12 protein-coding genes are annotated in these 13707 nt (G+C 34.8%); 6 read left to right on the top strand and 6 right to left on the bottom strand.

What is annotated here, in order from left to right; genetic code table 11:
• Positions 1–24: 24 nt before the first annotated feature.
• From VHP32_02920 to VHP32_02905, 4 genes are read right to left on the bottom strand one after another with little or no spacing between them, the layout of a single operon-like run.
• Positions 25–1323, bottom strand: coding sequence for a glycosyltransferase family 39 protein (locus VHP32_02920; protein HEX2786831.1), 1299 nt, complete (start codon positions 1321–1323; stop codon positions 25–27).
• Positions 1324–1377: 54 nt separating this feature from the next.
• Positions 1378–2184, bottom strand: coding sequence for a class I SAM-dependent methyltransferase (locus VHP32_02915; protein HEX2786830.1), 807 nt, complete (start codon positions 2182–2184; stop codon positions 1378–1380).
• A complete protein-coding gene (locus tag VHP32_02910; protein HEX2786829.1) occupies positions 2184–3314 on the bottom strand; it encodes a glycosyltransferase family 9 protein in 1131 nt (376 codons plus the stop codon). Before VHP32_02910 ends, VHP32_02915 begins: the two co-directional genes overlap by 1 nt.
• Positions 3315–3319: 5 nt before the next feature.
• Positions 3320–4471 (bottom strand): glycosyltransferase, encoded by a 1152-nt coding sequence (locus VHP32_02905; GenBank protein ID HEX2786828.1) that lies wholly within the window; start codon positions 4469–4471, stop codon positions 3320–3322.
• A gap of 105 nt (positions 4472–4576) precedes the next feature.
• Between VHP32_02905 and VHP32_02900 the strand changes: the two genes are divergently transcribed.
• The 4 genes from VHP32_02900 to VHP32_02885 all read left to right on the top strand — a co-directional run bounded on the left by VHP32_02900 (position 4577) and on the right by VHP32_02885 (position 9324).
• Positions 4577–5890 carry a glycosyltransferase family 39 protein gene (locus tag VHP32_02900; protein ID HEX2786827.1) on the top strand — a complete coding sequence of 438 codons (1314 nt, stop codon included), beginning with the start codon at positions 4577–4579 and terminating at the stop codon, positions 5888–5890.
• A 14-nt stretch (positions 5891–5904) separates the two neighbouring features.
• Positions 5905–6213, top strand: a complete 309-nt coding sequence (locus VHP32_02895) for a tetratricopeptide repeat protein (protein ID HEX2786826.1) — start codon at positions 5905–5907, stop codon at positions 6211–6213.
• Between the two features lie 171 nt (positions 6214–6384).
• Positions 6385–8553, top strand: coding sequence for a two-component regulator propeller domain-containing protein (locus VHP32_02890; protein ID HEX2786825.1), 2169 nt, complete (start codon positions 6385–6387; stop codon positions 8551–8553).
• A gap of 3 nt (positions 8554–8556) precedes the next feature.
• Complete coding sequence (locus VHP32_02885; protein HEX2786824.1) at positions 8557–9324, top strand: 1-(5-phosphoribosyl)-5-[(5-phosphoribosylamino)methylideneamino] imidazole-4-carboxamide isomerase; 768 nt, start codon at positions 8557–8559, stop codon at positions 9322–9324.
• Here the strand turns inward: VHP32_02885 and hutI are convergent.
• Positions 9314–10609 carry an imidazolonepropionase gene (gene hutI / locus VHP32_02880; protein HEX2786823.1) on the bottom strand — a complete coding sequence of 432 codons (1296 nt, stop codon included), beginning with the start codon at positions 10607–10609 and terminating at the stop codon, positions 9314–9316. The two genes, VHP32_02885 and hutI, sit on opposite strands and share 11 nt — an antisense overlap.
• Positions 10610–10716: 107 nt before the next feature.
• Positions 10717–11739 carry an ABC transporter ATP-binding protein gene (locus tag VHP32_02875; protein HEX2786822.1) on the bottom strand — a complete coding sequence of 341 codons (1023 nt, stop codon included), beginning with the start codon at positions 11737–11739 and terminating at the stop codon, positions 10717–10719.
• 108 nt (positions 11740–11847) lie between these two features.
• Here VHP32_02875 and VHP32_02870 point away from each other — a divergent pair, with 108 nt between their 5' ends.
• Positions 11848–12525: an outer membrane beta-barrel protein gene (locus VHP32_02870; protein ID HEX2786821.1), complete on the top strand. Its 678-nt coding sequence runs from the start codon at positions 11848–11850 to the stop codon at positions 12523–12525.
• A 20-nt stretch (positions 12526–12545) separates the two neighbouring features.
• Positions 12546–13691 carry an N-acetyl-alpha-D-glucosaminyl L-malate synthase BshA gene (bshA, locus tag VHP32_02865; GenBank protein ID HEX2786820.1) on the top strand — a complete coding sequence of 382 codons (1146 nt, stop codon included), beginning with the start codon at positions 12546–12548 and terminating at the stop codon, positions 13689–13691.
• Positions 13692–13707 lie beyond the last annotated feature (16 nt).

Below are 13707 nucleotides of genomic sequence, written 5' to 3'. Positions count from 1 at the left end.
TTGGGTCATCCCAGTCTTTAAAATTTATTTATACAGCAGATAAAATTCTGAAATCCACACTCCTATTACAAACAAACAAAACGCTATCCCGATTATTTTTCTTTTTATATCAAGATTTTTAAACAAGTTTTTCCCGAGATATAAAGCGTTACCTGTTCCAAGAATAAAAAACGGTATCAGCACATAATGATACCTCGACAGCGCAACGAAAAGAAAAAACATCAGCATCCAAGAAAGAATAAAGCTCCAGATTAGAAAATTATTTTTCTTTAACGTCAGCAGTCCCCAGATTCCAAAAAGCATCACAGCAAAATAGGGAAGATTGACCAGCGCGACATATAATGGATTTATTGATTTATAAACTTCGGTCGAAGTCCGGGCTTTGTTTTCGTCAGGCATGAAGTAAAGCAAAATCATCCTTTCGCTTGAAAACAAATATCCGATTTTTTTTACTCCCACGATTAAAAATTTATGCGGATTGTGAATGGCATAATCGATTCCCTGTCTCCAGAACTCTCTATCTTTTTTTATTTCATCCTGTTCATTGAATAACGGGTTTGATTCTTCGATTTGATAATACCACGTGCCTGTTGCATTGGGATTGCTTCCGCCCCAAAAAGTAAATCCTGCCTGAGTCGCAAGAGAAAACCCACCCAGCTCTATTTTATTCCGCAGCATCCATGGAAACACAAAAATGAAAACTCCGACTAAAAATAAAACCGAATATTTAATAGATTTATTTAATCGGTTTTTAGCATAACCTTCGAATAATTTTCTCTGGTGGAAGAAAATGAACAATGGAACTATGAACACTGATAATGCAAAGCTGCTGCGAATCATTATTGCCGCTCCCCAAAGCAATCCGAGTAAAATTATTTTACCTGTATTCAACGTTCCGCTTCGCAGACATAAATACAAAAGCAGTATTTCAAAGAAATTAAATAACGGCTCGCTTAATAAAGTCTGGCTGTATAAAACATTGGAAGGAAAGAAAGCAAATATTGCAAGAGTGATTAACGAATATTTGGTATCAAGAAATTTGAGACACAGCAAAAAGAAAAGCAGACAGGTGAAAATTTCTATTATGGATTGAATGAACTTTACACATAAAATATTTTCACCAAAAACTTTGAAAATCATAGCAATGAAAAACGGATAGCCGGGAATATTCCGCGCAGTAGTTTTTCCTTCGAAGGTGTATTCACCTGTATTGTTTATGCTTTGTGCAAGCTGGTAGTAATCAAGACTATCGGAGCGAATTTCTTCGCGGACTGTGAACGCGAGAATAATTTTTACCGCAAATGAAAAAAGCAATATTAACATTAAATATTGCTTTTGTTTTTTTGTCAATTTGTTTAAAGACTCGAACAATTTATTTTATTTTTCTGCAACGAGCAAAATGCCTGTTCCTTCTTTGTTGTCGGTATGAACATCCATCCACATTAAAATTAACACGAACCATAAAGTAAATAAATAATAAAACGGCAAAATTAAAATCAACAGCTTCGATTTTCCTGCCATCAGAATCGGGTACTTAATTCCCCATCTCCATGAAATATTTCCCCACTTGCCGTATGTGTAATTAAAATGCTTAATCTTTAATCCCGCTTTGTTGAGCTTTTCCGTTATATCTTCTTTTGAGTAACCATTGCGCGCGTGTTCTTCTATGAAGCTCGCATCATCTTCCGACTCTGCATCACTGCCGCCGAGATTTGATGGGGTGTTCACCAAAAGCTTTCCGCCCGGCTTAAGCGCTTTAAAAAAATTATTGAATACTAACTGATCTTCGTGTATGTGCTCCATAACATCGACCGATAAAATAAAATCAAACTCGTTTTGATAGTTTATTGTCAATAAATCTGCAATCTCGAATTTTACTCTGTTTCCGTAACCTGTCTTGTCAAAAAAATATTTGCAGTCTGCAACCTGCTCATCTTTAACATCGATTGCAAGAATTTTTGAATTCTTATAACGTTTTGCCATGAAGTAAGAATACTGCCCGAAGCCCATTCCCGCATCGAAGATATACATTTTCTTATTGGGAGGGAATAATTTTTTTATCTGTTTTCTCACGTGCCATGAACGCAGAAACATTAAGTCGAGAAGCCAGTAGAAAACTTTTCTTAAGAAAACATTTTTTGAAACAATGTCGCCAAAAACTTTTTTGACCGGATCGTATTGCATTAACCGTTTTTTATTTTATTAATTTTTTGTTTTACCTGTTCAAAAACCATATCTGCAGTAATCACCTGCATGCAGTTCGGAACAAAGTCGCACGTCATCTTATAGCAAACCAGACATTCCAATTCATATGGCACAACTTTCGTAATTCTTCCGTAATCTTCAATTTCGTTATATGAAGTTGGACCGAACAAACAAATTACTTCTTTCTTCAATGCTGTTGCAATGTGCAGAGCGAGCGTATCACCTGTGATGAAAATTTGCGGAACATTCATTAAGGCAATAAATTGTCTCAAAGAATTATTGCTTCCAGTACTAATAATATTTTTACTTGAAGAACTTAACGCCTCAAGTAATTCTTTTTCTTCTTCACCGCCATAAAGTAATATGCACGCGTTATATTGTGCTTGAATTTTATTTATAAGCTCAATGTACCCGTCTTCACGCCATTTTTTATATTCCCATCTATCGCTTGCACCGGGATTTATCCCGATGATAATATCAAAATTATATTTTTCAAGATTTTTTAAATACTCATCGCTGAATTTCTGCTCGACGTCGTTAAGCTTAACAATTATTTCTCCCTTATCATAATCAAGACTGCAAATTTCGTGAATAATCTGCTGATATGTTTTTGTATTCGCTTTTTTTAAGTTATCAAAAGCACCCATCTCAAACCATTCTATTGCCTCATCATTAAAAGTAAAAACTTTTCCGTTTGGCTTTAAGCCGAATCCGATTTTTTCTTTTCCGTTTGCTTTTGTTGCAAGCGCAGCACTTACGGGAGAAGGGTCAAGATTAATTACCAAATCAAATTCCTCAACATCCAAATTCGTTTCAGTAGCGATGTTTTCATAAACAAAAATTTCGTTCACTAAATCATTATTCTTAAATAAATCCTTTGCATTATTTTTTGTAAGCCAGACAATATATGAATCGGTGTATTTTTTCTTGAGCGAATGAAGAATTGATGTCGTGCGGAGCACATCACCGATTGCATCGAGCTTTATAATTAAAATTCTGAATCCCATGGGTGTATATAAATCACAATCGGGACAAAGCACACCCGTTGTTTTATGCGGTTTACAAGGCCGGTCACCCGGAAAATATATGCAATCAGCTTTTAAAATCATTTAAATCAGTTCGATTCGTTAATAATTTTCTCAATTAACTGCGGCAGCTTATTAAATTCATTATCTTTTAATTTCTCTTCAACATTCTTTGTGAAATCAACTTTATCAGCATTGTCAATATATTTTTTTATTCCTTCGACTAATGATTGAATGTGGTTTGATTTAACAACATATCCTGTCTTTCCAACTACGACATCTTCTGCAAGTCCACCGACATCAGTTACTACAACAGGTTTTCTGAAACCATAAGCAATATTAAGAACTCCGCTTTGCGTTGCTTCGATGTAAGGAAGTACAACAAGCTCGGAAATCGAGTAATACTTCCAAACTTCTTCATTCGCGACAAACTGCTGAACAACTTTTATTTTATCTTTTAATCCGAGCTTATCTATCTGTTCATAATATTTATCTGGCGAATCATAAAACTCCCCGACGATTAATAATCTAATGTCTTTGTTATATTTCAGCAACGCAGGCATTGCATCGATTAAAATATTCAGTCCTTTGTATTTTCTTACATAGCCAAAAAACAAAATTATTCGGTCGGTATCGGAAAATCCTAATGACTTTCTGATGTCTTTTAAATCTTTATCCGGTGTTATGTTATAAGAATCATAAATCGGCAAAGCAGACTTATAAACTTTTCTCCCTTTTGAATATTCTTTAATCGAATCTTCAACTGTTTTTGAAAGAACAAGAAACTTGTCAGGATGTTTCAGTCCAAGTTTCGTCAGAAACTTATCGATGAATCTTCCTTCGTGCGAAATAACATTCTCGGTAATAAAAAGAATTTTATTCTTAAAATCCTTTTTCAGCTTTCGTGAAATTGCGTTATGCGAAGGACCAAAAAAAGGATTCCACCAGTCAAATATTATTAAATCCGGATTTTCCGCCTTAACTGCTTTTGCGGTTTTTCCCCAGGTAAACGGATTAATGGAATTTATAAGTCTTGTATTCGGAACTTGTTTTAAAACCAGACTGCTTTTGTCCTGCTGGGTTGTTCCCGGAAATAAAATAGACGGATATAATAAAGTATAATTTATTACTTTAACGTCGAAATTATCCTTAAGAATGTCATAAACATACGAAACAAAAAGCGCATTTCCACCGCGATAAGGATAAGCCGGACCTAAAATTACAATCTTTTTCTTACGCAAATAATTGAAAATTAAAAACTTAATATAAGAACATAAAACGTCATTTTTAATTCATTTATTAAAGTATTTTAATTAAATTGACTAAATTTACCCTATAAAGCCATATTGAATTACAGAAAGTTTCTCATAATTATTATTTCACTGCATTTAATTTTTTTCCTTTATTCAATTTTTTGGGGTAATATCTATGTTGGTGATTATCCCGAGTATCTGAACCAGGCAAAAAATTTTATTGAACACGGTAATTTTTATGCAAAAGATTATGCGGATAAATTTGACATAAATTATTTGACTCGCCGTCCTCCGGTATACGCGGTTTTCATAATTTTATCCCGCCTCATTATTAATTCGGATTACTCCGTTATTTTTTTTCAATCAATACTCAGCATAATAAACATTCTTGGAGTATGCAAGCTTCTTAAAAATTTTAATTTTAAGATTAATATTTATTTCTGGGTGTTGTTGTTTGTGATTTTGTATCCAAGTCAGCTGATATATGCAAACACTGTTATGACCGAAATGTTATTTCAGACGTTCTTATTCTGGTCGGTTTACTTCTGTTTCAAATTTTTAAAGTCATATTCACTAAAAGATTTATTATTGAATAATATTTTTATCGGGCTTGCAGTGCTTACAAAACCTGTTATGCTGGTTTTTGTATTTATAAACTTATTATTTTTTATTTTTGTGATTTTTAAAAAGAAAATAAAAATTACTTATATCTTTCCATGTTTGATACCTGTTCTTTGTGTCTTGTCTTTTTCCTATTATAATTACACGCAAACAAATTATTTTCACTATTCAAGCTTGCAGTTTAATCATTTGTTTGACTATAATGCTGTTTTCATAATTCATAATATACATGGCCAAGAAGAGGGAAATAAAATTTTAAAAGAATACATAATACACTTTGATACTTTAAAAACATTAAAAGAAATTGCAGATGAAAAATATAAGTATTCCAAAGAAATAATCTCCAATAATTTCGGACAATATCTTAGTTACCAAATGAAAGGATTTGCAAACTTCTTTTTAGACCCGGGAAGATTCGATGTGTTTACATATCTTAAAATTAATCCTGATGACAATAAAGGTTTGCAAAACGCTTTTTTGTATGAAGGTTATGGCGGAGTTATTAAATATTATTTAAATCAACCTCTTCCAATTTTAATTTATCTGACGTTAATTATGCTAATAAATTTATTCTTCATAATTGCATTAATCTTTTTTATGTTTGAAAAAAATGTTGAGGGAAGGTTAAGGCTTTACATGGTTATGGCAGTTATATATATAGCTGTTTTTTCAGCCAATTATGCGGCACTTCGTTATAAGTTGCCGCTATATCCGATTTTGGTAATAGCTTCAGTATTTTTAATAGAGAAATTAAAAGAAATTTCATTAAAGAAAAAAACCAGCTAATTTTAACTGAAATTATGAATAGAATTAACACTTTAACTAAAATTCTTGAAAGTGAACCAAATGATTCGTTTTCAAGATATGCGCTTGGATTGGAATATGTAAGTTTAAATGACTATGATGAAGCTCAAAAAGAGTTTAATTTTATATTAAGGAATGACCCTCAATATCTTCCTGTATATTACCAATTAGGGAAGGTTCTTGAATCAACGGGTGATTCTGATAAAGCATTAAAAATATATCAGCAGGGTTTATATGTTGCCTCTTCTCAAAATGATTTGCACACAAAAGCGGAACTGCAAGATGCAATCGATAGTTTATATTAAACATTTAATAATACGCGCATATTATTGATACACTTCTACCGTCACTCTTAAAACAAAATTAAATTTATGCAAACCGGAAAATCAATTATTGTATTTATCATAGCAATATTTTGTCTTTTTATTCAAACAACTGGTTTTTCTCAGGCTGTGAAGTGGGAAAATTATACCGATATGAAAGAAATCTCACAGATTGCAATTACACCTGACAATATTGCATATTGCGGCTCAAAAGGCGGAATCTTTGCCGTAAATCTTAATACCGGAGAAGTAATCAAAAAATACACTAATATAAACGGTCTGCTGAACAATGATGTTTTAAGCTTAACAATTGACAACCAAAACAGAATCTGGATAGGCAGTGCGGACGGTTCTATTTCTATATATGATTATACAAATAATGTCTGGAAATATATATATGATATAAAAAATTCAAGTGAATCGGATAAATCCATAAACAGCTTTGTTCAATATGGTAATTTTATGTTTGTAGCAACAGGTTACGGCATTCAAAAAATTTCAGTTTCAAATTTCAGTTTTATCGATGCGCCATATTATCAGCTTGGGAATTTTGCTCCAAGAACAAAAGTGAATGTTCTTACTATTTTAGATAATACGTTATTTGCCGGTACAACCATGGGCGCTGCTTATGCTAATTTGATAAATTCAAATTTAAACAGTCCGTCAAGCTGGACAAACTTTAATTCATTCGGTGCAAATAATAATGTTCTTACTCTTGCTTCCTTTGATAATAAAGTATTTGCGGGGTTACAAGGTTCCTGCATGTTTTATGAAAATGGATTCTGGAATGGTTATCCGAATGCCAAAATATCAAGCGGAAATATCAGAGGTATTTCATCAGTTCAGAACAGGATTTATTTTACGTTAAGTACAGGTGTGTTTTATGCAATACAAGGTTCACTCGAAACAGTGACTTTATTTGATGCTTCACAAAATTTTAAAAATGTATATGCAGATAAAAATAATAATATCTTATTATCATCTCTTGCAAACGGTATTTATACCAGTGTGAGCGGAAGTTATGCATATGTCTTTCCAAATGGTCCTTCTAAAAATTCTTTTGACTGGATTTCGATTGATGAAAACGGTGTAGTTTGGTCTGCAGCGGGGCAGGATGGAGCAGGATTTTCAAGCTTCAATGGAAGTCTATGGACTAATTATACTGCAGCAACACATCCTCAAATCGGACCGAGTAATTTCTTCAGAAAAATTTATACTCAGGGAACTACCGTATGGGCTTTAAGTTTTGGCGGAGGACCAACATTAATTGAAGGAAGTAATATCCGGAATTTTAATCCATCAAACTCAACACTTCCGGGTATAGTAGGGTCACCTAATTTTTGCACACCATTTGGAGGCGCTTTTGACAATAGCGGAAGATTCTGGATTTCCTTTTATGGAAGTAATAACTCCCAGAGTATTTATTGTTATATCGGAGATGGAAATTTTGTGGGGATACCAAATTCCGGATTTATAAATAATGCTGCGCTGGGAGCAATGGCAATTGATAATTATAACACCAAATGGGTTGTCTCCAGATCATCAAACGGGTTATATTTTTATAATGAAAATAGTTCATTGACAAATTTTTCCGATGACGTATATGGATTTTATACTGCGGGAGATTTTGGTGCAGGAATCGGTGACATATACGATGTTGTGGTGGATAAAAACGGGGAAGTCTGGATTGCTACCAATAACGGAGTTTTTATTATAGCTAATCCATTAGCTGCAATTCAGAATCCGGGCAGCAAACCTGCACCGGTGAAATTAGGACTAATCGAAGGAAATTTAAGAGTTCCGTTTACAGAACTTTGCCAGACTATCAGCATTGATATTTTAAATAATAAATGGATAGGGACACAAAGAAATGGAGTTTTTCATTTATCATCAGATGGTTCTACTCTCATTGAGCAATTCAATACAACAAACAGCCCAATTCTTGATAACAGTATAAATAATATAAGAATAAGCAATGAAACGGGTATAGCTTATTTTGCAACTTTGAAAGGGTTATCATCAGTAACTACAAACGGTATTGAACCAGTGGCTGAGTTTAAAGAAATTACATGCTCGCCAAATCCGTTTTTATTGCCTGCAAATGTTGACCTGAAAATTGATGGTTTAATAGAAAATTCATTTCTGAAGATTATTACATTAACCGGGGATGTTGTGGCTGAATTTGAGTCTCCGGGCGGCAGAATTGCAACATGGCAAAACAGCAGAAACATTAATCTTGCTTCGGGAGTTTATATAGTAGTGGCATTTAATAAAGACGGCAGCAAAGTCGGAAAGGGCAAGTTTGCCGTCGTCAGAAAATAAGATATGTTAGTAATACCAGTAATAGATATAAAAAATGGCAAGACTGCAAGAGTATTTGAAGGGCATAAAAATTATACCGAATATTACTGTGAAAGTCCCTTATCTGTTGCACGTTTGTTCAGAAAAGAAAATTTTAAAACTCTTCATATAACTGACCTTGACGGAGCCGTTCAAGGTCAGATGAGGAATTATGATACCATCTATAGAATTGCCAATTCTATAGACATCCCGATTCAAATTGGCGGCGGCATAAGAAGTTTTGATGTTGCAAAAAAAATGATAGAAGATTTGGGTGTCTATCGCGTTGTAATCGGAACTGCTGCAATCACTAATCCCGAGCTTGTAAAACAAATCATAAAAGAATACGGCGCATCAAAAATTGCAATCGGCATTGATGAAAAATTGAATAATGTCGTTAAGAACGGATGGGTTGATTATGCAAACATTACTCCTCTTGATTTTGCAAAGATGATGGAAGACATAGGTGTTAAAAGAATAATATATCAGGATGTAACACGGGTTGGGAATTTATCAGGACCTCACATCGAACGCCTTGTTGAAATTGCTGAGAATACCAAATTGAGGATTACTTCTGCAGGGGGAGTAAATGATTACCGTGATTTAAAAAAACTGAAAGAAATTGAACATCTTGGTATTGACTCAGTTATGATTTCGCGTGCTTTATATGAAAATAAATTTCCATGTCAGATGCTCTGGAGAGATGTCGAGTGCCAGGATTTATCTTTAGACCTTCCCGCAGTTAAGGGATAAGCTTCATTACGTTGTCGATGCTGTAAATCTTTCCTTTTTTAATAATATAAGAAATTCTGTTCACGGCAAAGTTATAAACAAGCTCTTTATAGCTTTCCATGTCGAAGATTAATAAATCTGCCTGTTTGTTTTCCTGAATGCTCCCTATTTCATTTTGCATATTCAAAGCAAATGCAGAATTAATCGTAACAGCATTAATAATTTCTTCTGAACTCATCTTCAGCATTCTCGATGCAAGCGACATTATAATCTGAATGTTTTCCGTCATCGCAGTCCCCGGGTTAAAATCCGTTGCAAGTGCAACAGGGACATTATTCTCAATCAGTTTTCTTGCCGGCTGGTAGCTTATATCAAGAAAATATGAAACACCCGGCAGCAAAGTTGCAATCATGAAATTTTTTGAAGAGTTATATCTTGATATTCGTTTTATATCAGCATCGTTTAGCACTTCAAGATGGTCAACAGAAATTGCGTTTACGTTTATTGCTGCTTCAATTCCGCCGATTGAATTAAACTGGTCAGTGTGTAATTTCGGAATTAATCCGAACTTCTTTCCCTGTTGCAATATCTTTTCAGACTCCTTTGCGGTAAAATATCCTTTCTCACAAAACACATCTATAAACTTTGCAAGTTTTTTCTGAGCAATAACGGGAATCATTTCATACATAACTTCATTTATGTATTCATCTTTATCAATGCCTGCAGGAACAGCATGTGCTCCAAGAAATGTTGGGATTATATCAAGATTGTATGAATTTTTACGGTTTAACTCATTTAAAACCCTGAGAGTCTTTATTTCACTTTTGGTATCAAGTCCATAACCCGATTTTCCTTCAAGCGTTGTTACTCCAAACTTAAAAAAGTTTTTAATTCTTCTTTCTCCTGCTTCAAGCAACTGGCTTTCAGTTGCTTTCCTAACTGCCTTGACGGTGGAGATTATCCCGCCTCCCGCTTTTGCAATTTCTTCATAAGTTCTGCCTGCAATTTTCATCTCGTATTCATTCTCGCGTGAGCCGGCAAAAACAAAATGCGAATGCGAATCAATAAATCCCGGTATTACTACATTTTTAGCGCAGTCAATTTCTATGTCAGGTTTTATTTTTTCTTTACTTAAAAAATTCTTCAAGGAACTTTGCTTGCCTGAAAAAATAATCTTATCATTATCTAGAATAACGGTGCCGTTTTTTATCAGGCCAATGTCATTCTGCGTTTTCCCCTTTTTAGGAAATGCATTTTCCCAGCGGCAGGTAACGAGTTCTTTAATATTTTTTAGTAAGATTATCATAAACTTTAAAATGTTGCCGAATCCGTAAGGGTTCGTTCGAAAGCTGAAGCTTTCGGCTACTTTTTGAAAACCTGAAACAAAAAAGGGGCGTAAGCCCCTTTAAATTTTTAGCTTGCTTTCGCAATCTTCATTGCATCGGTGTACATCTGGTAAAGAGGTTCTTCTTTTCTCCAGCATGCTGCAAGATGGTCAGGTGAGCCGATTGGTTCAAGCGGCGGCTCTTCGTTCCAGCATTTTTCGATTGCAAAGAAACATCTTGTACAGAAATGACATCCTTTCGGATAATGAGTTGCAGGCGGAACCGAGCCCTCAATTGTCGCAAGAGTTGATTTTCTTTTATCAGTTGACTTCGGAATTGAGTTAAGAAGCCCGATTGTATATGGATGCTTCGGATTTTTAAAAATTTCTTTTACAGGACCATACTCGGCAACTTTAGATGCATACATAACGCAGACTCTGTCGGAAACTTCCGCAATAACTCCAAGGTCATGAGTAATTATAATCACGCCCATTCCTAAATCTGTCTGAAGTTTTTTTATAAGCTCAAGTATTTGCGCCTGAACTGTAACGTCGAGCGCAGTTGTCGGCTCGTCTGCAATTAATATTTCGGGATTGCATGCAAGCGCTATTGCAATCATAACACGCTGTCTCATACCGCCTGAAAGCTGGTGAGGATATTCGCCGTATCTCTGCGCGGGAGCCGGAATACCGACAAGCTTTAACATCTCGATTGCTTTTCTTTTTGCTTCCTCCTTAGAAGCTTTTTGATGCAGAATAATTGCTTCTTCGATTTGATTTCCGCAGGTAAAAACTGGATTAAGCGAAGTCATCGGTTCCTGAAAAATCATGCTAATGTCGTTTCCTCGAATGTCGCGCATTTCTTTCTCGGAAATTTTTAACAGGTCTTTTCCTTTAAATATGATTTCGCCGCCGGCAATTTTTCCCGGAGGTTCGGGAATCAACCTCATAATAGAAAGCGAAGTAACGCTTTTTCCGCATCCTGATTCTCCGACTATTCCCAAAGTCTCGCCCTTTGAAAGCTCAAAGCAAACATCATCAACAGCTCTTGAAACGCCGTCATCGGTATAAAAATACGTCCTTAAGTTCTTTACTTCTAAAAGTTTATCCATATTGTAAAAATTTAATAAAATTATTATAAATTTGGCATTGTTTCAAGTATCTTTATTAAATTAATAACTTTTGGTATGTTTGTAAACCGTTAAATTAAATTATAAAACATGAAAAAATTAACCCTGCTGGGAGTAATATTCGTTTTTTGTTTAATTTCTAATGTTTCTTTAGCGCAGCATTTTTCACCGAAATTTGGTTTTAAAGGTGGAATGAGCAACTCAACCCAAAGTGTAGATTTAACAAATGATACACTTGAGCTGCTTTATGAAAGAGATAATAGATACAGAGCGGGATACACATTTGGAGTCTTCACGGATTTTCTATGGTATAAGTATATAACTGTTGGTACTGGGTTGGATTTTTTTCAGAAAGGACATAAGCTTGAAATTACAGTTACTTCAGAAACAGGACAAGTATTAGGAACCGATTATGTTACTTATAATCAAAATTATTTAATCTGGAACTTGTATGCCAAGATAAGTCCGCCCGGACTTGAAAGAGTTCATCCATACGTAATAATTGCCCCTCGTCTTGATTTTTTTCTGGGTTATAAATGGTATTTTGCCGGAGACCAGGAAGCAAACGTTGAAGATTATGTATTAGAGAGATATAAAAAAGTATCGCCAAGTGTATCTTTTGGTGCAGGAGTTGAAATAAATAAAATAATTCCATATTCAATTATCCTTGAATTTATGTATGTTCCTGATTTGACTGCTCAGTTTAATGAAAACGGAAATAAATTTTGGAATACAGCATATAGTATTTCCGCAGGATTAAAATTTTAATTTTATAATAAAGTTATTTAATGAAAATAGGTATCACGTGTTATCCGACTTACGGGGGTAGTGGTGTTGTTGCAACGGAGCTTGGTAAAGCGCTCGCACTGCGCGGGCATGAAGTTCATTTTATTTCTTATGCTCTGCCAATGCGTCTGCAGGGATTTATTCAGAATATTTATTATCACGAGGTGGAGTCTTTTAATTATCCGCTTTTCGATAATCCCATGTACACGCTAACACTTACGAGCAAAATTGTCGAAGTTGCTATGATGAATGACATTGAGCTTATCCACGCGCATTATGCAATTCCTCATGCAACAAGCGCATATCTTGCAAGGGAAATTTTAAAGAATGAAAAGAAATACTCGAATCATTTAAAAGTTATCACAACTTTGCACGGAACGGATATTACGCTTATAGGACTCGAGCCTTCGTTTCTGCCTGTTATGAAATTCAGTATTGAGCAGTCTGACGGTGTTACTGCCGTATCAAATTTTCTGCGGGAGAAAACAGTTACAAGCTACCAAATTAATAAAGACATAAAAGTCATTCCGAACTTTATTGATACGAATAAATACAAAAGAGAAGTTGATGATAAGACCGAATGTTTCAGAAAAAATTATGCGCCAAACGGCGAAAAGATTTTAATTCATACCTCAAACTTCAGACCATTGAAACGGGTTGAAGATGTCATAAGAATTTTTAATGAAGTGAGAAAAAAAGTTCCTTCAAAGTTACTGCTTGTCGGTGATGGTCCGGAAAGGGGAGATGCTGAACGCCTCACACGCGAGCTCGAGATTTCCAACGATGTGAAATTTTTGGGAAAGCAGGATGCTCTTGTAGAAATTTTGTCAATAGCTGACTTATTTTTAATGCCTTCGCAATCAGAAAGCTTCGGTCTTTCAGCGCTTGAGGCAATGAGCTGCAGCGTTCCTGTTATTTCATCAAGCATAGGCGGTTTGCCTGAGCTTAACGTTCACGGTGAAACGGGCTACATTGCCGAAATAGGAGATGTTGAAAGAATGTCAAGGTATGCAATTGATTTATTAACAAATGAAAAAAAGTTTGCGTTGTTCTGCAGACAGGCAAGACAGCGAGCCGAAACTTTCAGCGAAGACAGAATCGTTCCGTTGTACGAAAATTTTTATGAAGAGGTTATTTGTAAGAAATAAAAGAACAATTTTGTAG

This window comes from Ignavibacteria bacterium (genome assembly GCA_036262055.1).
In the GTDB taxonomy this organism is placed as follows: Bacteria; Bacteroidota; Ignavibacteria; order Tepidaquicellales; family Tepidaquicellaceae; genus DATAJP01.
Note: the sequence above shows the minus strand (reverse complement) of the source record. Positions and strands in the feature narration are given on the sequence as shown.

Coding starts and splice junctions, on each gene's coding strand:
- VHP32_02920 (HEX2786831.1), bottom strand. CDS start 1,323: ATGTTAATATTGCTTTTTTCATTTGCGGTAAAAATTATTCTCGCGTTC.
- VHP32_02915 (HEX2786830.1), bottom strand. CDS start 2,184: ATGCAATACGATCCGGTCAAAAAAGTTTTTGGCGACATTGTTTCAAAA.
- VHP32_02910 (HEX2786829.1), bottom strand. CDS start 3,314: ATGATTTTAAAAGCTGATTGCATATATTTTCCGGGTGACCGGCCTTGT.
- VHP32_02895 (HEX2786826.1), top strand. CDS start 5,905: ATGAATAGAATTAACACTTTAACTAAAATTCTTGAAAGTGAACCAAAT.
- VHP32_02890 (HEX2786825.1), top strand. CDS start 6,385: ATGAAAGAAATCTCACAGATTGCAATTACACCTGACAATATTGCATAT.
- VHP32_02885 (HEX2786824.1), top strand. CDS start 8,557: ATGTTAGTAATACCAGTAATAGATATAAAAAATGGCAAGACTGCAAGA.
- hutI (HEX2786823.1), bottom strand. CDS start 10,609: ATGATAATCTTACTAAAAAATATTAAAGAACTCGTTACCTGCCGCTGG.
- VHP32_02875 (HEX2786822.1), bottom strand. CDS start 11,739: ATGGATAAACTTTTAGAAGTAAAGAACTTAAGGACGTATTTTTATACC.
- VHP32_02870 (HEX2786821.1), top strand. CDS start 11,848: ATGAAAAAATTAACCCTGCTGGGAGTAATATTCGTTTTTTGTTTAATT.
- bshA (HEX2786820.1), top strand. CDS start 12,546: ATGAAAATAGGTATCACGTGTTATCCGACTTACGGGGGTAGTGGTGTT.